The organism is Myxococcota bacterium (assembly GCA_039030075.1).
Classification (GTDB): Bacteria; Myxococcota_A; UBA9160; order UBA9160; family SMWR01; genus JAHEJV01.
This window is the reverse complement of record JBCCEW010000017.1, coordinates 52,923-76,605: the sequence shown is the minus strand read 5'-3', so window position 1 is coordinate 76,605 and position 23,683 is coordinate 52,923. Positions and strand designations below refer to the sequence as shown.

Genomic DNA, 23,683 nt, shown 5'->3' with positions numbered 1-23,683 from the left:
GTCTAGGCCTCCGGCAGCAGCAGCGGTGCGGCCGTGTCCAGGAAGTTCTGGCGCGGCGGGCCACCCATCATCTGCACCAGCATCTCCGCGTCCGAGCCGACCGGGTTGTGGACCGGCGTGTCGGCGGTCGCGCACAGGTAGATCCGGTCCGCGACTTCCTGGGGGTCGGCGGTGTCACCGCCCTCGGCCGAGACCGAGGAGCGGAAGTGCTCGCGGAGCTTCTTTGCGTAGGCGGCCAGCTCTTCCCCGCCGGCGTCGACGCAGTCGTCGTTCGCGTTCGCCGTGAACTCGGTCCGCAGGTACGCGCCGGGGGCCACCGTCTTCGCGTAGAGACCCAGCGGCTTCAGCTCGTAGGCGAGGGCTTCGGTCATGCCCTCGACGGCGTACTTGCTGCCGCAGTAGCTGGTCTCGAGCGGCAGACCGACGAGGCCCGCCATCGAGGTGACGTTGATGATCGTCCCCTGGCGCTGGCGTCGCATGTGGGGGAGCACCGCGCGGCAGGTGTCCATCACGCCGAAGACGTTGGTGTCGTACATCGCACGGGTCATCTCGTCGGTCGACTGTTCCAGCAGGGCGTGCCCACCGCGGGCGGCGTTGTTCACCAGCACGTGTATGCCGCCGAAGCGCTCGACCGCAGCGTCGACGGCGGCCTGGATGCTGGCCTTGTCCGTGACGTCCAGCCGGGTGACCCACACGCGCTCGAGCGCCTCGAGTTCGGTTTCCTTCTCGGGCGAGCGCATGGTGGCGACGACGTTCCAGCCCTTCGCCTGGAAGGTCTTCGCGGCGAGCTTGCCGATACCCGTCGAGCAGCCGGTGATGAGGACGGTCCGTTCGGTCATGTCGAGGTCTCCCTGGGTGCGCGACGCGTGCGCCGCGGTGAGGCGTTCCTAGCGGCCCTCGAGCCGCAGGTAGTCGGACGAAGCGCGAATCGCCTCGGCGATGAACACCGCGTCGGGTCGTCCGTCGAGCGCGGTGGGGATCGGAAGCGGGTTCAAGCGCACGTGGAGCAGGGCGCCGAGCTGATCGAGCACGAAGCGGGTCGCGAGCTCCGGGTCCGGATGCCCGATCTCGTCTCGGCGTGCGAGGAGCAGGGCGGCGAGACCGTCGTCGAGCATCCCGCGCAACGCGGCCAGGTGCTCGCGGACGCGTGCATCGCTGCGTGCCGCGACTACGCCGGCTTCCTGGAAGATCGGGCGCGGGCGGCTCGTCTCGAGGGAGAACTCGAGATACGCCCGCAGGATGTCGACGACCTTCGCGCCCGCCCAACGGGTCGGGTCGACGGCGTCCCGGATCGTCTCGGAGAGCTGTTCGCTCATGCGGTCGATCACGGCGTAGAGCAGGGTCCGCTTGTCCCGGAAGTGGTGGTAGACCGAGCCCACCGAGCAGTCCGCGCGCGCCGCGACGTCGGCGACCGAGGCAGCCTCGACTCCCTTCTCGGCGATCAGCCATGCTGCGGCCTCGAGGATCGCCTCCTGGGTGGCCTGCGCCCGCGGCTGTTGCCCGGTGCGGACCCAGTGCAGGTCGGAGATCCAGCGGCTGCGCGTCATCGAGGGGCCCTCGTAGCTCGGAGGTGCTGACTTCGAAGCGAATTTATCCGAATCCGAATTCAGATTCAACTTCAAATCCGACGCCGCCTGGGTCACTCCCAGGCCCACGGACCGCGCCAAACCGGGGCCCCTGTGGCCTCGACAGGGCCCGCGATGGGCTCCGCTACGCTGAGCGCGCGCCCCAACCCGAAAGGAACCCCCCGTGAGCGACACCGAATACACGCCGCCCGAAGTCTGGACCTGGGACACCGAGAGCGGCGGACGCTTCGCGAAGATCAACCGTCCGATCGCTGGCGCGACCCACGAGAAGGAGCTGCCGCGGGGCGAGCACGATCTCCAGCTCTACTCCTTGGCGACGCCCAACGGTGTCAAGGTCACCGTGATGCTCGAGGAGCTGCTGGCCCTCGGCAAGAAGGAAGCCGAGTACGACGCCTACCTGATCAACATCGGCGATGGTGACCAGTTCGGCAGCGGCTTCGTCGACGCGAACCCGAACTCGAAGATTCCGGCGCTCGTCGACTACGGCACGACACCTCCGACCCGGGTGTTCGAGTCGGGCGCCATCCTGATCTACCTGGCGGAGAAGTTCGGCGCCTTCCTGCCGACCGAGCCGAGCGCCCGCGCCGAGGCGATGTCCTGGCTGATGTGGCAGATGGGCAGCACGCCCTTCCTCGGAGGCGGCTTCGGTCACTTCTACGCCTACGCCCCGGCGAAGTACGAGTACCCGATCAACCGCTACACGATGGAAGTGAAGCGCCAGCTCGACGTGCTCGATCGCAACCTGGCGAACCGTCGTTACCTGGCCGGCGACGACTACACCATCGCCGACATGGCCACCTGGCCCTGGTACGGCGGCTTGCTGCTCCACAACCTGTATCAGGCCGAGACCTTCCTCGAGACGAAGACCTACAAGAACGTCCGGCGCTGGGCAGACGAGATCCAGGAGCGCCCGGCGGTGAAGCGCGGGGAGCGCGTGAACAAGGCCTGGGGCCCCGAAGAGCTGCGGGTGCCCGAGCGCCACTCGGCCAGCGACCTCGACTGAGCGTCTCTCCAACCCAGCCCCACCGACGGATGGAGTACCCATCTGTCTGGAGGTCTTGCCATGAGCCTCATCCTCTACGGCGCACCCCTGTCCCCGTTCGTCCGCAAAGTCGACGTCCTCCTGCGCGAGAAAGGGGTCGAGTTCGAGCTCGAGCCCGTCAACATCCTGCCGATGCCCGACTGGTTCAAGGAGATCAGCCCGGCGCGTCGGATCCCGGTGTTGCGCGATACCACGGTCGGAAAGGAAGGACCGCCGGGCACGATCCCCGATTCGTCGGCGATCTGCGCCTTCGTCGAGAGGCGCTTCCCCGAGCCGGTCTGCTATCCGGCAGAGGCCTTCGAGCACGGTCGCGCGCTGTGGCTCGAGGAGTACTGCGATACCGAGCTGATCGGGCAGATCGGGATGGGCATCTTCCGCCCCATCCAGTTCGCGCGCTTCCAGGGGAAGGAGCCCGACGTGGCGACCGCTCGGAAGACCTACGCCGAGCAGCTGCCGTCCCGGCTCGACTACCTCGAGGGTGAGCTCGGCGACCAGGACTACCTGGTCGGCGGCGCGCTCTCCATCGCCGACATCAGCCTGGCCTGCATGATCGTCCAGCTCGAGCTGGTCGGTGGGCCGCTCGACGCGAGCCGCTGGCCCGGCGTTTCGGGTCTCGTGCGACGCCTCACCGACCGGCCCTCCTTCCAGCCGGGACTCGCGATCTGCAAGAAGGTGGTGAGCCAGGACCCGATCGACCTGGGCTGAAGGGCCGGGGGCACAGCCGCAGGGGTCAGGCGCCGGCTGCGTCGACGGTGCGACCCAGGAACCCGAGTTCCGGGTTCTCGAGCGGTTGAAGGCAGCCGTCGTAGGTCTGGCCGCGCACCAGGGTGAAGCCGTACTCGGCGAGCATCGGCCCCGTGCTCTTGCATCGCGCGTTCGCCATGTGGAGCGTGACCACGCGCCGGTGGCGCTGGGTGCGGTTGCCGCCGCTCCGGTGCAGCAGCCGAGTGTGGAAGAGCAGACAGTCGCCCGGATCCAGTTCCAGCGTGATCGCCTGCTCGTGGAATGCGTCTTCGCCCTCGACCCCCGCGGCGGCGAAGGCCCCGGCGTTGATCCCGTCCCGGACTTCGTGTTGCCGCACCTCGAGCTGATGGGAGCGCGGCACGATCGACAGGGAGCCGTTTTCCTCGTCCACCGGGTCGAGCGGAATCCAGACACCCAGGCAGTCTTCGTGCGGGCCGAACATGAAGTAGGCCGCATCCTGGTGGAACGGGTGGACCGACTGCGCCACGCCGGGCGGCTTGTAGATGAACATCAGCAGGAAGGCGAGCAGGTCGGACCCGATCAGTGACTCGACCGCATCGAGCACTTCGGGGATCCGCATGCACTCGGCGAGGACCGGGTCGAAGCGATCCGGATTCAAGATCTTCCAGATCGCGTGTTCCGGGTCGTCGGGGAGGGGGAGCGTTCCCTTGGCGTACGCGATGTCGCGCACGATCCGGTTTGCCGCGGCCTTGGGGACGTCGCCGTGGGCGATCTCGCGGGCGCGGTCGCAATAGCGTTCGACGCGCTCGGCATCGACGAGCCCAGGCACCACGACGTAGCCCTCGCGCTGGTAGTGGTCGATCTGTTGCGGAGTCAGGCTTCCCACTGCGCACCTCTCGCCTCGCCGATCGCACACGCTAGCGGGTGGTCTCGCGGTTGCCATCGAGGGCAGGGCGCCCGGGGAGGGTGGCTTCGGGCCGAGGCGCTGGGCAGAATGGGACGCCTCGATCGGTTCCCACGCGGGTTCGGCATCGTCGTACCCACCCGAGCGCCCACTCCCAAGGAGGGAAGACCCCATGACACCGACGCGCTGGACCTGGGCCGTGCTCCTGGGTGCCTATGCGCTCTTCTGCGGTTGGTACACCTCCTGCGGCGGACCCCTCACCGAGGTGGAGATCGACGCCTACGTCGCACGCATGCAGGACCGCGAGCCTCCGCTTCCGCCCGAGCGACTGGAGCGCCTGCGCCGGTTCCTCGAGGAGGACACGGGCGACGACTTCGTGATGGTCAACCTGATCGACATGTACGAAACGCCGCTCGCCGTGGAGGGCGTCGAGCCCGGCGAAACGAGCGACGAGGTGATGGACAAGTACATGGCGTTCATGACCCCCGAACTCGCGAAGCGCGCGAGTCACCCGGTGCTCTACGGCCAGGCGGCGAACACGGCGATGGACCTGATGAACGCCGATGGGATGGAGCGCTGGAGTGTCGGGGCAGGCATGCGCTACCGCAGTCGACGCGACCTGATGGAGATCGCGACGAACCCGGACTTCGATGGGGCGCACCACTTCAAGGTCGCCGCGATGGCGAAGACCATCGCCTTCCCGATCGATCCGTGGCTCCAGCTGGGCGACCCGCGGCTGGTGCTCGGGTTGCTCTTCGCCGCGCTGGGAAGCGCCCTCAGCTGGTTCTGGGCGCTGCGGAGCCGCTGAGGGCCGGCGGCGGCGCCTCGGCTTGGCCCGGCCCCGGAGATCCCCAATACTGACCCTTGCGTCCGGACGCCCGCCCGCGTCCAGGATCCGCTGGAGGGACCCCCATGGCCGAAGCCACCGTCGACCCCGCTGCCGCAGCTGCCGAGAAGGCCGCGCTCGAAGACGCGGCCCGCAAGATCGACCACGCCCGCATGCGCCAGATCGGCGGCTACCACTTCGCCATGGCGATGGGCGTCCTCACGCTCTGGGGCGCCGGGCAGGTGTGGGCGGCGACGACGGGTTCCTTCCTCGCGGAGGCGGTGGCCGTCGGCAACGCCGTGGTGGCCGGCTTCGTGCTCATGAGCATCTTCCACGAGTGGGGCCACTTCACGGGAGCGCGACTCTCGGGCGCGGTGTCTCCGATGCTCGAGGAACCGCGGCGCCACTTCTTCCTGTTCGACTTCGACATGGAGAAGAACGACCTCCGCCAGTTCAGCTGGATGAGCTGGGGCGGCATCCTGGCTCCCTGGCTGGCCGTGCTGCTCGTGTTGGCATTCGCAGACCTGAGGCTCTTGAGCAGCGTGGTGCTGCTCGCCACCCTGGTCTTCCGCGCGGTCGCCGCGGGCGCCTTCGAAGCGCCGATCGTGCTCGCCGCGGGCCAGAGCGGCAATCCGGGCGCCGAGCTCGGCAAGGCCGTGGCTGGGGGCGGCCTCGATCGCGGGCGTCGCGTGGGCATGGCGGTCGGGATCGCCTGCTTCGCCCTGGTGTGGTTGGCGGTCTAGCGCCAGCACGACTGCTTCCGAGACGGGCGTCTGGTGTAGGATCGTCGTCCGCGCCGACGACACCGGCTTGCCCCAAGGAGATCCCGTGCTCAAGCTTCACTTCGCCCCCAACTCCCGTGCGGTTCGTTCGCTCTGGCTCCTCGAAGAGCTCGGGTTGCCCTACGAGCTCAACCAGATGGCCTTCCACCCGAAGGACCTGAAGTCCGATGCCCACCGCGCGCGACACCCGCTCGGGCGGGTGCCGGTGCTCGAAGACGGCGATATGACGCTCTGGGAGAGTGGGGCGATCGCCGAGTACATCCTCGAGCGACACAAGAACGGGGGCCTGAAGCCCGCCGTCGACGCGCCCGAGTACCCCGCCTACCTCCAGTGGTTCCACTACTGCGAGGGCATGGTGATGCCGCCGGTGAACACGATCGTCGTGCACACGATCCTGCTCCCCGAAGACCGTCGTGACGCCACGGTGCTCGGCCAGGCGCAGCGCCTGCTGACGCGCTCCTGGGCGCCGGTCGACGAAGCGCTCGCCGGCAAGGAGTACCTGATCGGGGACTTCTCGGCGGCCGACACGATGCTGGGTCACGCGGCCGTGATGAGCAACCGGCTCGGCTGCGTCCCCGACGAGATGCAGAGCCTGAAGGCGTACGTCGCCCGGATCGAGGCGCGGCCCGCCTTCCAGAAGGCGGACTCGGCCGGGCACTGACGCGCGCCCGGGGACACACCGCTCCGGCGGCTAGTGGTTCCACCAGGCGAGGTCCGAGTACGAACGCAGGTCGATCTCGTGGGTCCAGGCCGAGCGGTGCTGCTGGTGCAGATGGAAGTAGGTGTCGGCCATCTTCTCCGGCAGCATCAAACCGTCGTGCTCCATGCCGCGGGACTCGCGCAGCTTCTGGAAGCCCTCGGGCCCGAGCATCTTTCCCAGCGTGTCGGGCGCATCGACGGCCCCGTCGATGAGCACGTGGGCGACGTGGATGCCCTTCGGTGCGAATTCGGCGTTGAGCGTCTGACACAGCATGCGTCGGCCGCCCATCGCCGCCGCATGGGAGTGCTGTCCGGCGTTGCCGCGCACCGCGGCCGTCGCCGACGTCACGAGCAGGGTTCCGCGGCCGCGCTCCACCATGCGCGGCAGGAGCGAGGTCGCGAGTCGAAACAACCCGAAGGTGGCGAGCCGCCAGCCGAGCTCGAAGGCCTTGTAGGTGGTGTCCCCGAGCTCGCGGTTGCCGATCTGCGCACCCAGGTTGAAGAGCGCGACCTCGATCGGCCCGACCTCGCTCTCGATCGCAGTGACCTGGTCCTCGATCGTGTCCGGATCGGCGGCGTTGAGCAGGAGGCCCGTCGCGGACCCCCCGGCGGCTTCGATCTCGGTGACGAGCTGCTTCAGCCCCTCCTCGTCGCTGCGGCGGCACAGCACTACGTGAAATCCCTCGCGCGCGAAGCGCTTCCCGACGTTTCCACCAATGCCGGCGCCGGCGCCGAGCACGAGACAGACAGGCTTCATGGAGAATTCCTCTTTCCGCGCGACCCATCGCGGGCGGGCTGCCCGAGGGTGGGCGCGGTGGGGTGGGCGCGAGACCAAGCTATGCGAGGCGGGCCTCGAACGCGAGCGGGTTCTGGCGGCCGGTCGCGGCCCGATGGCGCGTCGCGCGGTCCTGCGAGATGCTCCCGTTTCCGTCGACTGCTCGTGAGGACCGTATGACGCCCGGAGGCTTCCGCATCGACCTGGCCCGTATTCCCGGGCCGATCCTGGGGCTGTTCACCGCGGCCAACCAGACCCTGCGCGCCGCGTGGACTCTGCCCGAGCGACTGCGCGAGATCATCCGCCTGTATTCGGCGTACGAGCACCAATGCCACACCTGAACGGTGTCACGCGACGAGGCGGGGCTTCGTCAAGGACTCACCGACGCGCTGGCGTCCCGGGTTCACACTCCCGAGGGCGCCGGCTTCGAGCCTGCCGAGCAGGCCGTGCTCGAGGCGCTTCCGCTGCTGCGCGCCGAGACCGCCGACGCGGCGCTCGAGATCCTGAAGCGCCACTTCGACCAACCCGAGGACCGGGGGGAAGTGGGGCAGATCGTCCACGCCTACGGTCTCTATCGCGGGCTCCACACCACACTGGCCGCTCTGGGCGCCGAGATCCTCGACGCCGAGGGTCGGCCCCTCAGCGAGCGCGAGGGCTTCTCCATCGTGACGACCGACGAAGGTCACTTCCTCGCCCGCAAGGACGTTTCGCTGCCCTGAGGCACCGGAGCGGGGCGGGCGGCGGCGTTCCTTACCCGGGCCTAGAATCAGCGCCCAACCCGAGCTCCGCTGTGCTGCGGAGAACCGGGAAACCCAAAGGAGGGTCGCCATGGCCGCGCTTCGCTGGTTGGGAATCGTGCTCGGGGGTCTCGTGGCCCTGCTGGTCGTCGTGTTCATCGGCGCGCGCTTCGCGGATGGCCCGGTCGCCATCATTCCCGGTGGTCCGCTCTCCTCGGGTGAGCTCGTCGAGAAGCGCGACGTCGACTGGACCTTCGCCACCGACACGGGCGAGATCGAACTCGAGAGTTCGGGACGCTCGCGGACGACGTGGATCCTGGTGCTGGACCGTTCGGCGTACGTGCCGGTGAGCCTCGACTTCCCGCCCGGGAAGTCCTGGCACCACGAGGCCCTCGAGGCGCCAGCCGCCGTGGTCCGGGTGGACGGCAAGCGCTACCGCCGCACGCTCGTTCGCGTCGATGACGAGCCGACCCGCGAGAAGCTGAGTGCGATCGTCAGCGAGAAGTACGGCGGCGGTCCGTCCGGGAACGACCTCAGCCGGGCCTGGTTCTTCGAGCTGGCGCCGCCCGCCGACTCCTAGGCTCCGCTCTTCGTCGCCGCTCTCAGTTTCCGAGGTCGGAGAGCGAATCCAGCACCGTGCGGATGCGGCGCAGGCCGTCGAGGTGCTCGTCGGCGGTCCATTCGGCGCCGAGCGTCCGCATGCACAGGTGCGTGACGCCCGTGGCGGCTCGTTGACGCACCAGTTCGGTCCACTCCGCTTCGCTGCGGTTGCAGATGCCCACGCCGCTCTCGGCGCCGATCGTGGCCGGGTCGCGACCTGCGTCGCGCGCGTGCGCGTCGATGCGCGCGCGCAGCTCGGCGAACTGCTCGGGTGCGCAGATCGCGAACCAGCCGTCGGCATGGCGGCCGATGCGCTCGAGGACGGGTTCCGAAGGCACCGAGGCGCCGCCGATCCAGATCGGGATCGGTTGCTGGACGGGGAGCGGGTCGATGCCGTTCTTGCGGACGCGATCGAACTCTCCCTCGAAGGTCACCTCGGACTCGGTCCAGAGGCGGCGCAAGAGCTGGATCTGTTCGCTGCAGCGACGTCCGCGGGTATCGAAGTCCATCCCCAGCGACTGATACTCGCGGCGGTGGCCCCCGACACCCACGCCGAGGCGCAAGCGGCCGCCCGAGAGCCGGTCGAGTTCCGCGGCCTGCTTCGCCACCAGCACGGTCTGCCGCGCTGGGAGCACCAGCACCGACGGGCACAGCTCGATCGCCCGGGTGCAGCCCGCCACCCACGCGAGCAGCGTCAGGGGCTCGTGGAGGTGCCCCGAGTCGCGGCGCGCGATCTGTTCGGGCACCCGCAGGTGGGTGAAGCCGAGCTCTTCGGCGAGGGTCGCGAACGCCCGAATCGCACCGAGGTCGTCGCGCAGCTCGCGAACCGGGAGGGAGACGCCGATCTTCATTCGGTGGCGTCGGCTCCCGCCTCGTCCAGCTCCACGACGACCAGCGTTCCGGCCCACGAGACCGCGTCGGGGCGCAGGCGGCTGAAGACGTCGGCACGGCGCTCGGGGTCGTCGGTCACCGCGCGCACGGTGCCGGTGAGTTCCTCTCCGCGGATGAAGACCGTCCCGGGGCCGCCTTCCGGCGGGATGCTGCGCCACCAGGGAAAGTCGGCGCCGGCGTAGACGAAGTCGCCTTCGCGCAGGTAGTTCACCGGAATCGTCTTCCCCGACGGCAGGGTGAGCAGCATGACCTTCTGGGCGCGATCCCCGTCCGGATCCTCGCGGAGCTCCCGCTCGACGCCCGGGTTGACCCACCACGAGTACACGCAAGCACTCGCGAAGAACAACACGACGAGCAGCAGCGCGCCGACGAGGATCCACGAAATCCAGGAGCGACTCATGACCGAAGAACCTGTGACATGGCCGTTTCCCTAGAGTGAGAAGGTCTGGCCAACGGCCGCTTCGGACACGCCCCACAGCCGCTCGGCGGCTTCCGGGTCCAAGGCGTAGGCGCGCACGCCCTCGGCCGCGTTCTCGGCGTCGTCCACTCCGGCGACGTGACAGTCCTCGAGGTAGAGACCGCCGCGACCCTCGAGCTCGGGCGCGGACGCGGCCCAGACGCTCGTCGCTGCGCCGGCTTCCACGCTCTTGAATTTCGACGCACCGCGCGAGGCCGCTCGCTCCCGCAGGAACTCGTAGTCGTCTTTGCGCATGTGGCGCGAGAGGTCGGTCGCGATCATGCCCGGGTGCAGCGCGTTCGCGTGCACGCCGCGGTCGCCCAGTCGCTTCTCGAGGCCGACGGCGAACAGGATGTTCGCGGTCTTCGACTGCCCGTAGGAGGACCACTTCTCGTACTCGCGGTTCTCGAAGTGGATGTCGTCGAAGACGACGGGGGACATCTGGTGGCCGCGCGAACTGACCGACACGATGCGCGCGGGCGCCCCCCGCAAGAGCGCCGGGGCGATCAGGCCCGTCAGCAGGAAGTGGCCGAGGTGGTTGGTGCCGAACTGCATCTCGAAACCGTCCTGGGTCTTCCCCTGCGGACAGGCCATCACACCGGCGTTGTTGATCAGCAGCTGCAGCGCGTCGTACCGGGAGAGGAAGCGGTCGGCGAAGGCACGAATGCTGTCGAGGGAGTCGAGCTCGAGGGCTTCCATCGACACCTTGGGGTTGCCCGTCGCCTTGCGGATCCCCTCGATGGCGGCCTCACCCTTGGCGAGGTCACGGGCGGTCACGATCACCTCGGCCCCCTTCGCCGCGAGCGCACGCGCGGTTTCTTCGCCGAGTCCACCCGAGCCGCCGGTGACCAGTGCGCGCTGGCCGGTGAGGTCGAGCCCTTCGAGGACTTCTTCGGTGGTGGTGTCGTGGCCGAAAGCACTGCGGTCGGTAGGCGTCATGAGGTGGCTCCTGGTCGTTCGGGTGGAGTGGGGCGGGCGCCGAGCGACCGCCACTCTATTCGGGGGGCGCCGCGTGCCGCAAGGCATTCGCCGCAGGTCGCGACACGCTTCTCGGCGCCGATCCGTGTTCAGTGCCGAAATCGCGCCTGCACGTGCCGCCGGCGCTCGGCGACCGCGGCGGCCCGCTCCTCCGGGCCCAGGCGGGGTTCGTCCGCGGGGAGCAGGCTCCAGAGCGCGTCCAGCGGCACCCGTCGCGCTACCGGGTGTTCGTCCTCGGGGAGAGCGTCGAGCCCGAGTCCGTCGTAGCGCAGCATCACGACGCCGCGGCGAAAGCCCTCGGTGTCGAGCCAGTTCGCGACGCCCGGGTCGCGCGCGCTCACCACGAAATGGAAGGCGCCGTCCGAGCTGCGATGGGCCTGGTCGGCCGTGAGGCTGACCTGTCGGTTCGCATAGTCGAGGGATTCCCACCAGTGGTGTCCGAGCTGGATGCCCTGGTACGCGGCGTCGCTCGGCCAGGTCGTGATCCACAGCGCCTCGTCGTCTGCGAGCTCGTAGTGTCCGCCGACCATCAGGCGCCCGGAGAGCCCCCCCTCGGTCCCGGTGTCACGGGGCGGTGTGAGGGCGTTCTCGGGGAGAAGCGCGTGCAACCGGGTGCGGCTGAACTCGGGCCAACGGCGGACGTTGCGCGCGAACGTCGTCGTCGCGTCGTCGAGTCGTTCGGCCATGATCGCGGGCGAGAAGGGCGGGTAGGTCGGCCGCTCTCCGTCGACGCGATCGATGTGGATGCTCCCCGGCGTTTCGGTCGACCAGTCCGAGTGAATCTGGCGGACCAGCAGGCGCACGGTTCCGGGCCGCGAGGCGAGCCAGTTGTGCTCGCGCGGTGCGCCGCCGATGAACACTTCGAAGCCTCCGTCGTCGTCCACCACGAGCGCATCGGTCGTGAGGGTCGAGATCGACTTCGAGAGCTCGTCCTCGCCGTAGAGGGTGAAGTCGAGACGCCGACTCGAGCCGCGGTCGCCGAACACGCGGTAGACGGCGTCGCCGCGCAGACTGGCACCGAGGTAACGCTGGTCGGGATTGTCCATTCCGCCCTTCGAGCGCGGATCGAGCTCCGCGAAATCCGGGAAGTCCGGATCGGTCAACGCCTTGCTCTCGAGCGCCGAGACGAGGGCCCGCACGACGTGGCGGTGTGCCTCGGCCTGTTCGCGTTCGGACCCGTACCAGAGGTGGCCCCGCACGAACTGGCCCGCGTCGCGGACGGCGTCGGCGAGGCGCTCGAGACTGCCCTCGAGTGCAGCGTGTTTCCGGGCGGGGGGTGCGGTCTCCATGCGCAGTCCCCACCCGAACACGACCAGCCCGCCGACGAGGCTCCCCGCCGCGAACCAGAGGGCGTTCTTCCACATGCGCGCGTCCTCTCTGCGGGTTGCTTAGCGGTAGCGGAACTCGGGAGCGCGCTTCTCGAGGAAGGCGCGCACGGCTTCGCGGGCGTCTTCGGTCTCGAAGCTCATCACCATGTGTTCGGCTTCGAGCGCCAGCGCTTCCCGCAGGCCGATGTCCGCGCCGCGGTTGAGGTTGCGCTTCATGCGACGCAGGGCGAGCGCCGGGCCGCGCGCGAGGCGCGCGGCGTAGTCGAAGGCGTCGGCACGGAAGCTCTCCTCGGGGAAGATCGCGTTGACGAGCCCGAGGGTCTGGGCCTCTTCGGCGCCGATGCGTTCCGAGAAGAACATCAACTCCTTCGCCTTCGCCTGACCGAGGAGTCGGTTCAGGAACCAGCTCGCGCCGTAGTCGCCCGAGAGCCCGATGCGAATGAAGCCCGAGGAGAGGAAGGCGCCGGGGCTCGCGACACGCAGGTCGCAGGCGAGGGCGATCGAGAAGCCGGCGCCAACGGCGGGCCCGGGGAGCGCGGCGACGGTGGGCATGGCCAGCTCGTAGAGGCGGAGCGTGAGCGCTTCCTGTTTGCGGATCAGCTCCGCGACCCGGTCGTCGGGGGTGCGTTTCGGTGCGTCGGTGGGGTGGGGCGCGTCCGGGGACGCTCCCATGCCGCTCACGTCTCCGCCCGAACAGAATGCCGGGCCGGTACCGGTCAGCAGGACACACCCGACGTCGGCACGGGCTTCGAGGACGAGGAGCAGCTCGCGCAGCGCCGGGCTGAGCTGGTCGCTGAGCGAGTTGCGCTTCTCGGGCCGGTTGAAGGTGACCGTCGCAACCCGGTCCTCGATCTCGCAGAGGAGCTCTTCGGTGCCCGTATCGATGCGCATGGGGGCCTCCCGGCGCGCTCTACAGCGCCGCGCGCAGGGTAGCCATTCGCTCGAAGCTGGGGGTGAGGTCGAGGACCACCACGTCGTCGAACCCGAGGGCGCCGAGGTGCTGCACGCGTTCGATCGCCGGCGCGAGGTCGGCGCCCAGCTGCACGTTCGTGACGATGGCCCGGCGCCCGCCGGCGTCGCGGAAGCGCGCGAGCGTGGTGGCCAGCGCGGTGTCGTCGTTGTGCATGGCCGACGCAATCCAGCCCGCGTGGTCGCGCGCGGCGCGCTCGATCCAGCCGCCCCGCCAGGCGCCGATGTAGAGCGGCACCCGACCCGCGACACCGGGCCAGGGCGAGAGGTCCACACCCTCGTGCTTTCCCGTCGTCAGCAGGGCCTCGAGTACCGGAACCTGCTCGGCGAAGCGGCGGCCCCGGCCCGCGTAGTCCCCGCCGAAGGCCGCGAAGTCGTCGGCGGTGGAACCGGGCCCGACGCCGAAGAGCAGGCGTCCGTCGGCGACGCGCGCCAGGGTGAGGACGCGATGGGCGATCTCGGCCGCGTTGCGAATCGCGGTCTGGAGCACGCCCGTGCCGAGCTCGACGCGCTCGGTCACGGTGGCTGCCATGGTCAGGGCCATCAACGGGTCGGGCAATGGAAAACCGCGGCCGATGGCGTCGAAGACCCAGATCGAGTCGTAGCCCTGCCGCTCGATCTCCTGCGCGGCGTCGCGCCATTGGTGCGGCGCGACCTCTCCGCCGTCCAGGCCGAAGATCGGCAGTGCCATCCCGAGCTTCACGCCGGCGACGCCCCCGGGATCTCGAGGCGCAGGCCGGTCTCTCGCTCGGACACCTGCCAGAGGGCGTCGATCGCGGATTGGAGGCCCAGGCGACGGAAGATCGGTTTCACGACGGGCGGTCCGTTGTTCACGAAGAGCGGTCCGTAGAAGTCGCCGCCCTTGGCGGTGGGGTCGGTCGCGGCGCGCAGCTGGGAAAGCGCGCCGGTGGCCGCGTCCATGCCCGTGCTGCCCGCGAGCCAGTGGAAGAAGCGCGAGATGGCGGCTCCTCCGGTCTCGGAGACGCTGTGGCTCTGGAGATTCGTGTCCGAGAGACCCGGGTGGGCGAGCAGGCTCGTTGCAGCGACGCCGGCGTCGGCGAAGCGCTGCTGGAGCCCCAGGGCGAAATGGAAGTTCGCGAGCTTCGATTGGCCGTAGGCGGTCCATTCGCCGTAGCGACCCTCGAGATGGGGGTTCTGCGGGTCGACGGCACGGCCGAAGTGGTGCGCCGTACTCGTCACCGAGACCACGCGTGCGGCGTCGGCGGCGAGCAGATTCGGGAGCAGGCGTGCCGTGAGGGCGTAGTGGCCGAGGTGGTTGACGCCGAACTGCATCTCGAAACCGTCGGCCGTCTTGCGCTCGGGGATGGCCATCACCCCCGCGTTGTTGATCAAGAGATCGACGCTCGCGTGGCGGGCAGCGATCTCCTTCGCGGCGGCCTCCACCGAGGCGAGGGAACCGAGGTCGAGCGGGACGACCTCGAAGTGCGCGTCGGGGAGTTCGTTGCGCAGGTTCGCCTCGGCGCGCTCGGTCTTCTCGGGCTGACGTGCCGCGAGCACCACGGTGGCACCCGCGCGTCCGAGGGCCCGTGCCGTCTCGAAGCCGAGGCCGCCGTTCGCGCCGGTCACGACCGCGACGCGGCCCTCCTGCGAGGGAATGTCCTGGGTCGTCCATGCCATCGGTCGATTCCTCCGTTGGGGGAAAGGGTGGGGCGAGCGAGAGGAAGACCCGCCTCGGACTATTGGATGCTGCGACCGCCGTCGATGTCGAGGCAGACGCCGGTCAAGAAGCCGGCTTCCTTCGAGGCGAGGAACAGGATCGCGCTCGAGACGTCCGTCGGAAGCGCGCGGCGTCCCATCGGGATTCCCTTCACGACGTCGGCCTCGAGGGCATCGGGGAGTGTGTCGATGCCCACGGCGTTCTTGTCGAAACCGGTCGGCGCCGACACCGGGTTGACGCAGTTCACGCGGATCTTCGGGGCGAGCTCGGTTGCGAGGCCGCGGGTGAGGGTGATCACCGCCCCCTTCGACGCGTTGTACGCCGTGAGGCCGGGGCGGGGACGGCGTCCGCCGATGGAAGCGGTGCTGACGATCGCGCCGCCCTCGCTCATGTGGGGCACGCAGTGCTTCGCCGCCAGGTACACGCTGCGGACGTTGATCGCGAACATGCGGTCGAAGTCTTCCACCGAGAGATCGATCAGCGCGGACATGCGGTGGGGGACGCCCGCGTTCGGGCAGACCACGTCGATCCCGCCCCAGGCGTCCACCGCGGCCTGGGCCATGGCCTGGTTCTGGGCGTCCTCGGCCACATCCACACCGCAAGCGATCGCGCCGGGTAGGGTCGCCGCCACGTCCTTCGCGCCGGCCTCGTCGAGGTCGGCGACGAGCACCCGCGCTCCTTCCTCGGCGAACGCCTTCGCGAGCTCGCGTCCAAATCCGGAAGCCGCACCCGTCACGATCACGCGCTGGTCCTGGAATCGGGTCATGGGGGGATCCTCCCTAGAGCGTGATGGTCACGCACTTGAGTTGGGTGTAGTGGTGAAGGGCTTCGATGCCCTTCTCGCGTCCGTACCCGCTCTGCTTGTACCCGCCGAAGGGCTGCTCGATCGAACCGGCGATCCAGTCGTTCACGTAGACCTGGCCGGCTTCGAGGCGGGCGGCGACGCGGTGGGCCCGTGAGATGTCGCGCGTCCACAGGCCGGCAGCGAGGCCGTAGTCCGAGTCGTTCGCGATGGCGATGGCTTCGTCCTCGTCACCGAACGGAATCACCGACGCCACCGGCCCGAAGATCTCCTCGCGGGCGATGCGCATGTCGTTGCGGACCCCGGTGTACACGGTCGGCGGAACGAAGTAGCCGCCCGCGAGCGCGGGGTCGTCGGGCAGGTTGCCGCCGACCGCCGCGGTCGCGCCCTCCTGCTTCGCCGTCTCGAAGTAGCCCTGCACCTTCTCGTACTGAGCCTCGGTCGTCAGGGGCCCGATCATCTGGCCGGGCTTGACCGTCTCGGCGGCGGTGACGAGGGCGGCGACGAAGTCGTCGTGCACGCTCTTCTCGACCAGCAGCCGCGTCCCCGCGCTGCAGATCTGGCCGGCGTTCGCGACGAAGCCGCGCAGGGCGCCCGGGACGGCCTTGGACATGTCGGCGTCGGCGAAGACCAGGTTCGGCGATTTGCCGCCGAGCTCGAGGGTCAGGGGGAGGATCCGGTCGGCCGCGACCCGTCCGATCTCCTTGCCCGCCCGCAGCGAGCCGGTGAAGGCGACCTTGCGCACCTCGGCGTGCTCGACGATCGGGGCGCCCGCTTCGGGGCCGGTCCCAGTCACCACGTTGAACACCCCCTTCGGCAGGCCCGCTTCGTGGGCGATGCGGGCGAGCTCCAGCGTGCTCGCCGAGGTGAACTCGGAGGGCTTGCAGACGACCACATTGCCCGCGGCCAGGGCCGGGGCGATCGCGCGTGCGGCCTGGGTGAGGGGCGCATTCCAGGGCGTGATCACGCCGATCACGCCGAAGGGCTCGCGGAGAGTGTAGGAATGGAGGTGAGGGCCCACGTTGAGGGTCTCGCCTTCGAGCGTGTGGACGAGGCCGCCGAAGAACTCGAAGTAGCGCGCCGAGGACTCCACCTCGAGGGGCGCTTGGAACGCCGGTTTCCCCGTTTCGAGCTTCTCCAGTTCGGCGAGGTGTTCGGTGTTCGCGCGGATCGCCCGGCCGATCTCGGTGATCAGGCGGGCCCGGTCCATCGGCAGCATGGCCCGCCATTCGGACGCTGCGGCTCTCGACGAGGCCACGGCGCGGTCCACGTCGGCGGCGTTGCCCCGCGCAATCTTCGTGATGTGGGCACCGGTGGCCGGATCGCTCGAATCGAGGATCTCGCCGCTCTTGCCGGCGACCCATTCTCCGTCGATGAAGTGCTGCCAGGTTTCCTTCATGGGAAATTCCTCGTGCGCGCGTGGCGCTCTAGAGTCGGCCGCACTGTTTGGCGCGGTCGAGCACGGCCTGGAAGAGTCGCAACGACGCGGCGTCGACCAACATGCCGCCGGTGCTGCCGGCGCCTTCGCCGCTCTCGGTGGCCGCCTTGTAGGCGTCGACCTGCTGTTGGGCGAAGGCGATCTCCTTGTCGGTGGGGGCGAAGACTTCGTTCGCGATCTCGATCTGGCTCGGGTGGATGCACCACTTGCCCACGGCACCGAGCGTGCTCGCCCAGGTCGCCTCGCGGCGGTAGGCATCGGGCTTCGTGAAGTTCGCGAAGGGGCCGTCGATCGGATCGAGACCATTGGCGCGGCAGGCAGAGATCATCCGGTTCCGGGCCGCGTGCCACGGATCGCCCGGGTACGCGTCGTCACCGCTCGCATGACCCGTGCGAAAGCCGAGGCTCGCGGCGAGGTCTCCGAAGCCGAGGATCAGGGCCTCGAGGCGGGGCGAGCAGGCGGCGATCTCCTCCACGCACGAGAGCGCCTTCGACTCCTCGATCAGGGCTTCGAACTGGATCTTCGGCGGGATGCCGAGCTTCTGCTCGAGCTGATCGAGGAGGGTCTCGAAGAACCAGATGTCGCGTGGGGCGTAGGGCTTGGGGATGATGATGATATCGAGGTGCTCGTGGGCCTGGGTGACGACCTCGACGACGTCGTCGGTGGCCCAGCGCGTGTCGGCCGAGTTGACGCGGACCGCGCGCAGGGTGTCACCCCAATCGAGGGTCTTCAGGCCGTCGACCACGTTCTTCCGCGCTTCTTCCTTGAGGGCGGGAGCGGTGGCGTCCTCGAGGTCGAGGAACACGAGGTCGGCGGCACTGGCCGCCGACTTCTTGATCATCTTCGGGTTGGCGGCCGGAACGGCCAGTTCGGATCGGCGCAGGCGCTCTTGGGTCATCGGATCTCCTGTCGGGGCGTTCAGGCCGTCACCCAGTGGGAGCGGCGTTTGATCAAGACCTCGCGTTCGCCTTCGAAGACGACGGTGTCGTCCTGCTTCAGGCCCCAGTGCTTGAAGCGGACGATGCCCGCGTCGTCGCGGTCGGCGTCGCGCGTCTCGAGGACTTCGGTGTAGGCGGTGAGCGTGTCACCGTGGAAGACGGGGGCGCGAAAGCGCAGGCCGTCGAGGCGCAGCTCGGCAAGGGCGTTCTCTCCCGTGTCCTGGGTCGCGAGCCCGATGACGAGGGAGCCGGTGATGAGCCCGAAGACCAGCCGCTGGCCGAAGGGCAGGGCGGCCATCTTCTGCTCGTTGAAATGCCCATCGGCCGTGTTCATCACGAGCTTCGTGAGCATCTGGTTCTCGACTTCGTCGACGGTGCAGCCGCGCGCGTGGCGCATGCGGTCACCGGCCTGAAAGTCCTCGAAGTAGTTGTCGTCGCCGGTCGGGGCGGGCAGGGGGGTGGTCATCGCTCACTCTCCGCGCGGCTTGCGCAGCAGCTGGTCCGAGATGATCTTGCGCTGGATCTCCGAGGTTCCCTCGAAGATGGTCGTGAGGCGCGCGTCTCTCCAGTAGCGCTCGACCGCGCGCTCGGTGGTGTAGCCGTTGCCGCCGTGCACCTGGAGACCCGCCGACGTGACGCGCTCGGCCATCTCGGTGGCGAAGAGCTTCACCATCGCGGCTTCCTTCTCGACGGGCAGGCCTCGGTCGACCTGGTCGGCCACGAGGTACATCAGCGACCGTGCGGCCTCGATCTCGGTGGCCATGTCGGCCAGCTTGAAGCGCAGCGCCTGGAACGACGCGATCGGCTTGCCGAACTGCTCGCGCTCCTGGGCGTAGGCGAGGGCGTCTTCCAGCGAGCCGCGCGAGAGGCCGATCGCGCGCGCGGCGGTGTGGATGCGTGCCACGGCGAGGCCCTGCATCGTGGCGTTGAACGCGCCGCCGGCGCCCTTGCGTGCCTGGCTCGCGCTGCGGGCGCCGATGCGGTTTCCGGCTGGGACCCGCACGCCGTCGAGATGCAAGGCGTAGCTGGTGATGCCGTGGTAGCCGATCTTGGGGATCGGCTCGCCGGTCATGCCGCGCGGGAACTCGCCCGGCGGCTTCTCGAGGATGAAGCTCTGGATGCCCTTCGCGCGGTGCTCGCCCGGGGCCGGGTGCTCGGTGCGCGCGAGCAGCTGGATGAAGTGGGAACCGAGTGCGTTGCCGCACCAGCGCTTCTCGCCCGTGATGACGTATTCGTCGCCTTCGCGCTCGGCCCAGCACTCGACGCCCGCGAGGTCCGAGCCGACGTTGGGTTCCGAGAGTGCGGCGGCGCCGATCCATTCGCCCCGGGCGCTGCGTCGCAGGAGCTCGTCGCGGCGCTCCGGGTCGGCCACCTGGGTGCCCATGCCCTGGGCGCGTGCGATGATGCTCGCCACGCTCATCCAGGCGCGGGCGAGTTCTTCGGCGATCAGGGCGTACTCGAAGACGCCTTTCCCCATCCCGCCGTACTCCTGCGAGATGGTGATCCCGAAGTAGCCGAGCTCGCCCATGCGCTTCAAGAGTTCTTGCGGGATGTCCCGCTGTTGCGGGTCGAGCTCGTTGGCGACGGGGAGGACTTCTTCCTGCGCGAAGCGTCGGGCCCGCGCCTGGATCTCGAGTCGTTTCTCGGTGAGGAAGGGGTGGGACGCGCTCACGACGTCTCCTCTCGCCGCTTGGCGACCAGGTTGGTGCGCTCGTAACTCACCACCACCTCGTCGCGTTGGTTTCGGGCCTCGGTGCGCCAGGTGACGATGCCCATCGTCGGGCGCTTCTCCGACTCGCGCTTCGACACGACTTCGCTGTGGGCGGTCAGCGTGTCCTGCGCATACACCGGCGTGTGGAACTCGATCTGGTGGATGCCGAGGAATGGCCCGCCGGCCTCGGAGAGGTCTTCCACCGAGAGGCCGACGACCGTGCAGAGCACCAGGAGCGGGTCCATCACCGGGCCCGGGTGGCCCAGCGCCTGGGCGTACTCCCGGTTGAAGTAGAGGGGGTTGAAGCGCAGCGTCTGGGTGGAGAAGAGCAGCCCGTCCGCCTCCGAGAGGGTGCGCCCCCAGTGGTGGGGGATCTGCTGGCCCTTCTCGAAGTCCTGGTATTGGTTGCCCTTTTTGCGCAGGGGAAAGGTCGAGAAGTCCGGGTCGGCCATGGGGAGGGCTCCTTCCAGCGCCTTTGTATCAGAAATTGATTGATGAACCAATAAATTTCTGAGAAGATCCCAGCCACCCACAGGAGGCCCCCATGCTGGATTGGCAACAGCTTCCCGAGCGGGTGAACCGGGACCCGGAGTTCCAGGTCGCCAGCCGCCATTGGACCGCGCGCCTGCGCCTCGACACGGGCGATGCCTCGCGCCTGCTGCGCTTCGAAGAGGGTCGCCTGGTCGACATCGACACGGCTGGGGCGGAGAGCGCATGCGATCTGTTCGTCTCGGCGCCCGAGTCGGACTGGGAAGGGCTGCTCGCACGTGAACCGCGTCCCTTCTACCAGGATCTCTTCGGGGCCCAGATCCACCACGACGTGCGTCTCCCCGAGGATCCGCTGGCGTACGCCGCCTACTACCCGGCGCTGCGACGTCTCGTCCAATTGATGTCGGCTCTGCGACACGAGGAGGAGTCGGGATGAGCCTGGATGCGATCGTTGGCCGCTACGTCCATCTCGAGCTGGCGGGCGTCGAACACCGCGTGTACTTCGAAGAAGCCGGGGAAGGCGTACCGCTGCTCTGTCAGCACACCGCCGGCGCCCACGGGAGTCAGTGGCGTCACCTGCTCGAGTCGGACGAGATCACCCGCGACTTCCGCGTCATCGCCTACGACCTGCCGTATCACGGCAAGTCGCTGCCGCCGACGTCCCAGGCGTGGTGGAGCGAGGAGTACAAGCTCACCAAGGACTTCTTGATGTCGGTGCCCCTGGCGCTCTCGCGCGCCCTCGGACTCGAACGCCCGGTCTACATCGGGAGCTCGATCGGAGGGCACCTCGCGCTCGACCTCGCGTCGAATCATCCGGACGCGTTTCGCGCGGTGATCGGCCTCGAGGCGTCTGCGGCCACGCCCGGCGGTTACCTCGACATCATGAATCACCCGCGCGTGTCGAACGCGTTCAAGGCGAGCATGATGTATGGCCTGACCGCGTCGACGGCGCCAGAGGCCTACCGCCGCGAGACCGAGTGGGTCTACAGCCAGGGGGCGCCGCCGGTCTTCAAGGGCGACCTCTACTACTACAGCGTCGACCACCACATGTCGCCCGAAGAGCTTGCCGGGATCGACACGGGCCAGTGCGCCGTGCATATGCTGACCGGGGAGTTCGATTGGACGGCCACTCCTTCGGCGAGCGAAGCGACGGCCCAGCAGATCCCGGGCGCGACCTACGCCACGATGGCCGGTCTGGGTCATTTCCCGATGTGCGAAGACCCGGAGCGTTTTCTGGCCGCGCTGCGGCCGGTGCTCGAAAAGGTGCGCAGGTGAGCGCACCGGCGCCCCGCGAACGTCGTTCCCAGGCCGAGCGTACGGCGACGGCCGCGCGCCGCATGGTGCGGGCGGCGGGTCGTCTGATCGCGCGTCAGGGCTACACGAAGACGACGCTCGCCCAGGTGGGGAAGGAGGCCGGCTACACCGGCGGACTCGTGAGCCACCACTTCGGGTCGAAGGAAGGCCTGTTGCGGGATCTCGTCGATCGCTTTACGGGCCGCTTCTACAGCGATCAGTTGGTGGCGGCGGTCGACGACCGCGTGGGCATCGAGGCGCTCTGCGCCACGGCGGACACCTACCTGAAGGAGCTGGTGCTGCGGGAAGACCGCATGCGGACGCTCTACGTGCTGATGGGCGAGTCGCTCGGACCCGTCTCCGAGATCAACGAAGTCTTCTCCGACCTCAACAATGGCTTTCGCGCCAGCGCTCGCCGCTCGATCACCGAGGGCATCGAGCGGGGGGAAGTCCGCTCGGACCTCGATCCGGACGCCGAGGCGGCACTCTTCGTCGGGATGCTGCGGGGTGTCGCTTTCCAGTGGATGGCCGACCCCGGCGCTTTCGACCTCGAAGCCGTCGCGGCGAGCGTGAAGGACTCGCTGCGCGCGCATCTGGGTACGGAATCCCGAAGACTCGGTGCGGATTCCCGAAATCTGGGGGTGGATCCCCAAAGGAGAAACCGATGAGCGAGACCCCGGCTCCGGTGACCGAGGCGCTGGCCCGCTATGGGCGCGCGCTCTCCTACGAGACGATTCCCGAAGCGGCGCGCGACGTGGCGCGACACTGCGTGCTCGACTTCCTGGGTTGCGCCCTCGCGGGCGCGCGGGAGGAACTCAGCGAGATCGTCGTACGCGAAGTCGCGACACCCGAAGCGTCCGCCCAGGCGACCCTGATCGGTCGGTCCGCGCGCGCGACGGCGGCCACCGCGGCGCTCTTCAACGGCGCGGCCGGGCATGCCCTCGACTATGACGACACGGCCGCCGCCATGGGCGGCCACCCGTCGGTCGCCGTGCTGCCCGCCGTGTTCGCCGCGGCCGAGGTGACCGGCGCGTCGGGTCGCGACTTCCTGACCGCGCTGGTGGCGGGCTTCGAAGTGCAGGCCCGCATCGGGCGCCTGCTCGGCGGCGGGCACTACGCAGCCGGCTTCCACAACACGGGCACGGTCGGCACCTTCGGCGCGGCCGCAGCCTGCGCTCATCTCTTCGGCCTCGACGAAACGGGCTGGCGCCATGCGCTCGGCCTCGCCGGGACCCAGGCGGCGGGGTTGAAGTCGGGCTTCGGCACGATGGCGAAGCCGCTGCATGCCGGGCGCGCCGCTTCCGCGGGTTTCGTGGCGGCGAGTCTCGCGCGCGGCGGGTTCACCGCGAACCCCTCGATTCTTGAGGTGCCCCAGGGCTTCCATGCGACCCATGCCGGCCAGACGCCGACGCTGGAGGCCCTCGCGGCCGAGACGGATCGCTTCCACACGCCGGACACCCTCTTCAAGTACCACGCGGCCTGCTACCTGACCCACTCGACGATCGAGACGATCGGGCGCTTTCGAGCGGAAGCCGGTCTCGACCCGGAGAAGATCGAGGCGATCGAGGTGCGTGTGCATCCGGGGCTGTTCGGGGTGTGTCACATCCCCGAGCCGACGACTGGGCTCGAGGGGAAGTTCAGCCTCCGGGTCACGGCGGCGCTCGCTGCCCTGGGCCGGGCCACCGAGGCCCCGGAGACCTTCTGCGAAGCGACGATGTCGGACCCGGTGGTGGTGGCGATGCGCGATCGCGTGACGGTGATCGGGGACGAGAGCACGCCCGCCGCGACCCACGCCCACGTCTCCGTGCGTCACGCGAGTGGCGTCCTCGAAGAGGCCTTCGACTCGGGCCGCCCCGAGCGTGACCTCGCGCGGCAGGGCGAGCGGCTCTCCGCCAAGTTCGAGCGCCTCTCGGTGCCCGCGATCGGAGAAGCCGCGAGCGGTGCGCTGCGCGACGGCGTCCGCTCCCTCGAAGGGCAGGCGCGGACTGCGGACCTGCTGACGACGACGACTCCTTCGCACTGATCACCGACCGACCACCCTGGATTGGACGAAGA

At 69.1% G+C, this 23,683-nt stretch carries 29 protein-coding genes; 12 read left to right on the top strand and 17 right to left on the bottom strand.

Annotation, left to right across the window (positions count from 1 at the left end):
- Window positions 1-2: 2 nt before the first annotated feature.
- Together AAF430_17645 and AAF430_17640 are read right to left on the bottom strand one after the other, a co-directional pair.
- The gene (locus AAF430_17645; GenBank protein MEM7412056.1) at window positions 3-839 is read right to left on the bottom strand and encodes an SDR family oxidoreductase; all 837 of its coding nucleotides are present in this window, start codon (window positions 837-839) and stop codon (window positions 3-5) included.
- Between the two features lie 48 nt (window positions 840-887).
- Entirely contained in the window at window positions 888-1,547 is a 660-nt protein-coding gene (locus AAF430_17640) for a TetR/AcrR family transcriptional regulator (GenBank protein MEM7412055.1), read from the bottom strand.
- 202 nt (window positions 1,548-1,749) lie between these two features.
- Here AAF430_17640 and yghU point away from each other — a divergent pair, with 202 nt between their 5' ends.
- Together yghU and AAF430_17630 are read left to right on the top strand one after the other, a co-directional pair.
- Window positions 1,750-2,589, top strand: coding sequence for a glutathione-dependent disulfide-bond oxidoreductase (yghU, locus tag AAF430_17635; GenBank protein ID MEM7412054.1), 840 nt, complete (start codon window positions 1,750-1,752; stop codon window positions 2,587-2,589).
- Between the two features lie 60 nt (window positions 2,590-2,649).
- Window positions 2,650-3,333 (top strand): glutathione S-transferase family protein, encoded by a 684-nt coding sequence (locus AAF430_17630; GenBank protein ID MEM7412053.1) that lies wholly within the window; start codon window positions 2,650-2,652, stop codon window positions 3,331-3,333.
- A gap of 25 nt (window positions 3,334-3,358) precedes the next feature.
- Here the strand turns inward: AAF430_17630 and AAF430_17625 are convergent, their stop codons facing one another.
- Window positions 3,359-4,219 carry a phytanoyl-CoA dioxygenase family protein gene (locus tag AAF430_17625; protein ID MEM7412052.1) on the bottom strand — a complete coding sequence of 287 codons (861 nt, stop codon included), beginning with the start codon at window positions 4,217-4,219 and terminating at the stop codon, window positions 3,359-3,361.
- A gap of 190 nt (window positions 4,220-4,409) precedes the next feature.
- Between AAF430_17625 and AAF430_17620 the strand changes: the two genes are divergently transcribed.
- From AAF430_17620 to AAF430_17610, 3 genes are all read left to right on the top strand, one after another.
- Window positions 4,410-5,045, top strand: a complete 636-nt coding sequence (locus AAF430_17620; protein ID MEM7412051.1) for a hypothetical protein — start codon at window positions 4,410-4,412, stop codon at window positions 5,043-5,045.
- A gap of 104 nt (window positions 5,046-5,149) precedes the next feature.
- Window positions 5,150-5,806 carry a hypothetical protein gene (locus tag AAF430_17615; GenBank protein MEM7412050.1) on the top strand — a complete coding sequence of 219 codons (657 nt, stop codon included), beginning with the start codon at window positions 5,150-5,152 and terminating at the stop codon, window positions 5,804-5,806.
- 85 nt (window positions 5,807-5,891) lie between these two features.
- Entirely contained in the window at window positions 5,892-6,506 is a 615-nt protein-coding gene (locus AAF430_17610) for a glutathione S-transferase family protein (GenBank protein ID MEM7412049.1), read from the top strand.
- A 30-nt stretch (window positions 6,507-6,536) separates the two neighbouring features.
- Here AAF430_17610 and AAF430_17605 read toward each other — a convergent pair whose 3' ends face one another.
- Window positions 6,537-7,301, bottom strand: coding sequence for an SDR family NAD(P)-dependent oxidoreductase (locus AAF430_17605; GenBank protein MEM7412048.1), 765 nt, complete (start codon window positions 7,299-7,301; stop codon window positions 6,537-6,539).
- Window positions 7,302-7,495: 194 nt separating this feature from the next.
- Between AAF430_17605 and AAF430_17600 the strand changes: the two genes are divergently transcribed.
- The 3 genes from AAF430_17600 to AAF430_17590 all read left to right on the top strand — a co-directional run bounded on the left by AAF430_17600 (window position 7,496) and on the right by AAF430_17590 (window position 8,636).
- Entirely contained in the window at window positions 7,496-7,660 is a 165-nt protein-coding gene (locus tag AAF430_17600; GenBank protein ID MEM7412047.1) for a hypothetical protein, read from the top strand.
- A 3-nt stretch (window positions 7,661-7,663) separates the two neighbouring features.
- Window positions 7,664-8,038, top strand: a complete 375-nt coding sequence (locus AAF430_17595) for a hypothetical protein (protein ID MEM7412046.1) — start codon at window positions 7,664-7,666, stop codon at window positions 8,036-8,038.
- A gap of 109 nt (window positions 8,039-8,147) precedes the next feature.
- Window positions 8,148-8,636, top strand: coding sequence for a hypothetical protein (locus AAF430_17590; GenBank protein ID MEM7412045.1), 489 nt, complete (start codon window positions 8,148-8,150; stop codon window positions 8,634-8,636).
- Between the two features lie 22 nt (window positions 8,637-8,658).
- On the opposite strand, the gene AAF430_17585 is transcribed toward AAF430_17590, so the two are convergent.
- The 13 genes from AAF430_17585 to AAF430_17525 form a co-directional block, all read right to left on the bottom strand.
- Window positions 8,659-9,507, bottom strand: a complete 849-nt coding sequence (locus AAF430_17585) for an LLM class F420-dependent oxidoreductase (protein MEM7412044.1) — start codon at window positions 9,505-9,507, stop codon at window positions 8,659-8,661.
- Window positions 9,504-9,947 carry a hypothetical protein gene (locus tag AAF430_17580; protein MEM7412043.1) on the bottom strand — a complete coding sequence of 148 codons (444 nt, stop codon included), beginning with the start codon at window positions 9,945-9,947 and terminating at the stop codon, window positions 9,504-9,506. The genes AAF430_17585 and AAF430_17580 overlap by 4 nt, the downstream gene beginning before the upstream one ends.
- A gap of 30 nt (window positions 9,948-9,977) precedes the next feature.
- Window positions 9,978-10,943 (bottom strand): SDR family NAD(P)-dependent oxidoreductase, encoded by a 966-nt coding sequence (locus AAF430_17575; GenBank protein MEM7412042.1) that lies wholly within the window; start codon window positions 10,941-10,943, stop codon window positions 9,978-9,980.
- Between the two features lie 128 nt (window positions 10,944-11,071).
- Complete coding sequence (locus AAF430_17570; protein ID MEM7412041.1) at window positions 11,072-12,346, bottom strand: hypothetical protein; 1,275 nt, start codon at window positions 12,344-12,346, stop codon at window positions 11,072-11,074.
- A gap of 24 nt (window positions 12,347-12,370) precedes the next feature.
- Window positions 12,371-13,201: an enoyl-CoA hydratase gene (locus AAF430_17565; protein MEM7412040.1), complete on the bottom strand. Its 831-nt coding sequence runs from the start codon at window positions 13,199-13,201 to the stop codon at window positions 12,371-12,373.
- Between the two features lie 19 nt (window positions 13,202-13,220).
- Window positions 13,221-13,970: an LLM class flavin-dependent oxidoreductase gene (locus tag AAF430_17560; protein MEM7412039.1), complete on the bottom strand. Its 750-nt coding sequence runs from the start codon at window positions 13,968-13,970 to the stop codon at window positions 13,221-13,223.
- An 8-nt stretch (window positions 13,971-13,978) separates the two neighbouring features.
- A complete protein-coding gene (locus AAF430_17555) occupies window positions 13,979-14,917 on the bottom strand; it encodes an oxidoreductase (GenBank protein MEM7412038.1) in 939 nt (312 codons plus the stop codon).
- 59 nt (window positions 14,918-14,976) lie between these two features.
- Window positions 14,977-15,723, bottom strand: coding sequence for an SDR family oxidoreductase (locus AAF430_17550; protein MEM7412037.1), 747 nt, complete (start codon window positions 15,721-15,723; stop codon window positions 14,977-14,979).
- A 13-nt stretch (window positions 15,724-15,736) separates the two neighbouring features.
- Window positions 15,737-17,158 (bottom strand): aldehyde dehydrogenase family protein, encoded by a 1,422-nt coding sequence (locus AAF430_17545; protein ID MEM7412036.1) that lies wholly within the window; start codon window positions 17,156-17,158, stop codon window positions 15,737-15,739.
- 28 nt (window positions 17,159-17,186) lie between these two features.
- On the bottom strand, window positions 17,187-18,095 hold the full coding sequence (locus AAF430_17540; GenBank protein MEM7412035.1) for a CoA ester lyase: 909 nt from the start codon (window positions 18,093-18,095) through the stop codon (window positions 17,187-17,189).
- A 20-nt stretch (window positions 18,096-18,115) separates the two neighbouring features.
- Window positions 18,116-18,601: a MaoC family dehydratase gene (locus AAF430_17535; GenBank protein MEM7412034.1), complete on the bottom strand. Its 486-nt coding sequence runs from the start codon at window positions 18,599-18,601 to the stop codon at window positions 18,116-18,118.
- 3 nt (window positions 18,602-18,604) lie between these two features.
- Complete coding sequence (locus tag AAF430_17530; protein MEM7412033.1) at window positions 18,605-19,807, bottom strand: acyl-CoA dehydrogenase family protein; 1,203 nt, start codon at window positions 19,805-19,807, stop codon at window positions 18,605-18,607.
- A complete protein-coding gene (locus AAF430_17525) occupies window positions 19,804-20,298 on the bottom strand; it encodes a MaoC family dehydratase (GenBank protein MEM7412032.1) in 495 nt (164 codons plus the stop codon). Before AAF430_17525 ends, AAF430_17530 begins: the two co-directional genes overlap by 4 nt.
- 92 nt (window positions 20,299-20,390) lie before the next feature.
- Here AAF430_17525 and AAF430_17520 point away from each other — a divergent pair, with 92 nt between their 5' ends.
- Genes AAF430_17520 through AAF430_17505 form a run of 4 tightly spaced genes read left to right on the top strand, consistent with a single transcriptional unit; the run spans window position 20,391 to window position 23,651 of the window.
- Window positions 20,391-20,771 (top strand): hypothetical protein, encoded by a 381-nt coding sequence (locus AAF430_17520; protein ID MEM7412031.1) that lies wholly within the window; start codon window positions 20,391-20,393, stop codon window positions 20,769-20,771.
- Window positions 20,768-21,610 (top strand): alpha/beta hydrolase, encoded by an 843-nt coding sequence (locus AAF430_17515; protein MEM7412030.1) that lies wholly within the window; start codon window positions 20,768-20,770, stop codon window positions 21,608-21,610. Before AAF430_17520 ends, AAF430_17515 begins: the two co-directional genes overlap by 4 nt.
- Window positions 21,607-22,296 (top strand): TetR/AcrR family transcriptional regulator, encoded by a 690-nt coding sequence (locus tag AAF430_17510; GenBank protein ID MEM7412029.1) that lies wholly within the window; start codon window positions 21,607-21,609, stop codon window positions 22,294-22,296. The genes AAF430_17515 and AAF430_17510 overlap by 4 nt, the downstream gene beginning before the upstream one ends.
- A complete protein-coding gene (locus AAF430_17505; GenBank protein ID MEM7412028.1) occupies window positions 22,293-23,651 on the top strand; it encodes an MmgE/PrpD family protein in 1,359 nt (452 codons plus the stop codon). Before AAF430_17510 ends, AAF430_17505 begins: the two co-directional genes overlap by 4 nt.
- Window positions 23,652-23,683: the final 32 nt, after the last annotated feature.

Excerpts from the sequence above, each read along its gene's own strand:
- AAF430_17645 (MEM7412056.1), bottom strand. The coding sequence starts at position 839 with ATGACCGAACGGACCGTCCTCATCACCGGCTGCTCGACGGGTATCGGC.
- AAF430_17640 (MEM7412055.1), bottom strand. The coding sequence starts at position 1,547 with ATGACGCGCAGCCGCTGGATCTCCGACCTGCACTGGGTCCGCACCGGG.
- AAF430_17630 (MEM7412053.1), top strand. The coding sequence starts at position 2,650 with ATGAGCCTCATCCTCTACGGCGCACCCCTGTCCCCGTTCGTCCGCAAA.
- AAF430_17620 (MEM7412051.1), top strand. The coding sequence starts at position 4,410 with ATGACACCGACGCGCTGGACCTGGGCCGTGCTCCTGGGTGCCTATGCG.
- AAF430_17615 (MEM7412050.1), top strand. The coding sequence starts at position 5,150 with ATGGCCGAAGCCACCGTCGACCCCGCTGCCGCAGCTGCCGAGAAGGCC.
- AAF430_17605 (MEM7412048.1), bottom strand. The coding sequence starts at position 7,301 with ATGAAGCCTGTCTGTCTCGTGCTCGGCGCCGGCGCCGGCATTGGTGGA.
- AAF430_17600 (MEM7412047.1), top strand. The coding sequence starts at position 7,496 with ATGACGCCCGGAGGCTTCCGCATCGACCTGGCCCGTATTCCCGGGCCG.
- AAF430_17590 (MEM7412045.1), top strand. The coding sequence starts at position 8,148 with ATGGCCGCGCTTCGCTGGTTGGGAATCGTGCTCGGGGGTCTCGTGGCC.
- AAF430_17585 (MEM7412044.1), bottom strand. The coding sequence starts at position 9,507 with ATGAAGATCGGCGTCTCCCTCCCGGTTCGCGAGCTGCGCGACGACCTC.
- AAF430_17580 (MEM7412043.1), bottom strand. The coding sequence starts at position 9,947 with ATGAGTCGCTCCTGGATTTCGTGGATCCTCGTCGGCGCGCTGCTGCTC.
- AAF430_17575 (MEM7412042.1), bottom strand. The coding sequence starts at position 10,943 with ATGACGCCTACCGACCGCAGTGCTTTCGGCCACGACACCACCACCGAA.
- AAF430_17570 (MEM7412041.1), bottom strand. The coding sequence starts at position 12,346 with ATGTGGAAGAACGCCCTCTGGTTCGCGGCGGGGAGCCTCGTCGGCGGG.
- AAF430_17565 (MEM7412040.1), bottom strand. The coding sequence starts at position 13,201 with ATGCGCATCGATACGGGCACCGAAGAGCTCCTCTGCGAGATCGAGGAC.
- AAF430_17560 (MEM7412039.1), bottom strand. The coding sequence starts at position 13,970 with ATGGCACTGCCGATCTTCGGCCTGGACGGCGGAGAGGTCGCGCCGCAC.
- AAF430_17555 (MEM7412038.1), bottom strand. The coding sequence starts at position 14,917 with ATGGCATGGACGACCCAGGACATTCCCTCGCAGGAGGGCCGCGTCGCG.
- AAF430_17550 (MEM7412037.1), bottom strand. The coding sequence starts at position 15,723 with ATGACCCGATTCCAGGACCAGCGCGTGATCGTGACGGGTGCGGCTTCC.
- AAF430_17545 (MEM7412036.1), bottom strand. The coding sequence starts at position 17,158 with ATGAAGGAAACCTGGCAGCACTTCATCGACGGAGAATGGGTCGCCGGC.
- AAF430_17540 (MEM7412035.1), bottom strand. The coding sequence starts at position 18,095 with ATGACCCAAGAGCGCCTGCGCCGATCCGAACTGGCCGTTCCGGCCGCC.
- AAF430_17535 (MEM7412034.1), bottom strand. The coding sequence starts at position 18,601 with ATGACCACCCCCCTGCCCGCCCCGACCGGCGACGACAACTACTTCGAG.
- AAF430_17525 (MEM7412032.1), bottom strand. The coding sequence starts at position 20,298 with ATGGCCGACCCGGACTTCTCGACCTTTCCCCTGCGCAAAAAGGGCAAC.
- AAF430_17520 (MEM7412031.1), top strand. The coding sequence starts at position 20,391 with ATGCTGGATTGGCAACAGCTTCCCGAGCGGGTGAACCGGGACCCGGAG.
- AAF430_17515 (MEM7412030.1), top strand. The coding sequence starts at position 20,768 with ATGAGCCTGGATGCGATCGTTGGCCGCTACGTCCATCTCGAGCTGGCG.
- AAF430_17505 (MEM7412028.1), top strand. The coding sequence starts at position 22,293 with ATGAGCGAGACCCCGGCTCCGGTGACCGAGGCGCTGGCCCGCTATGGG.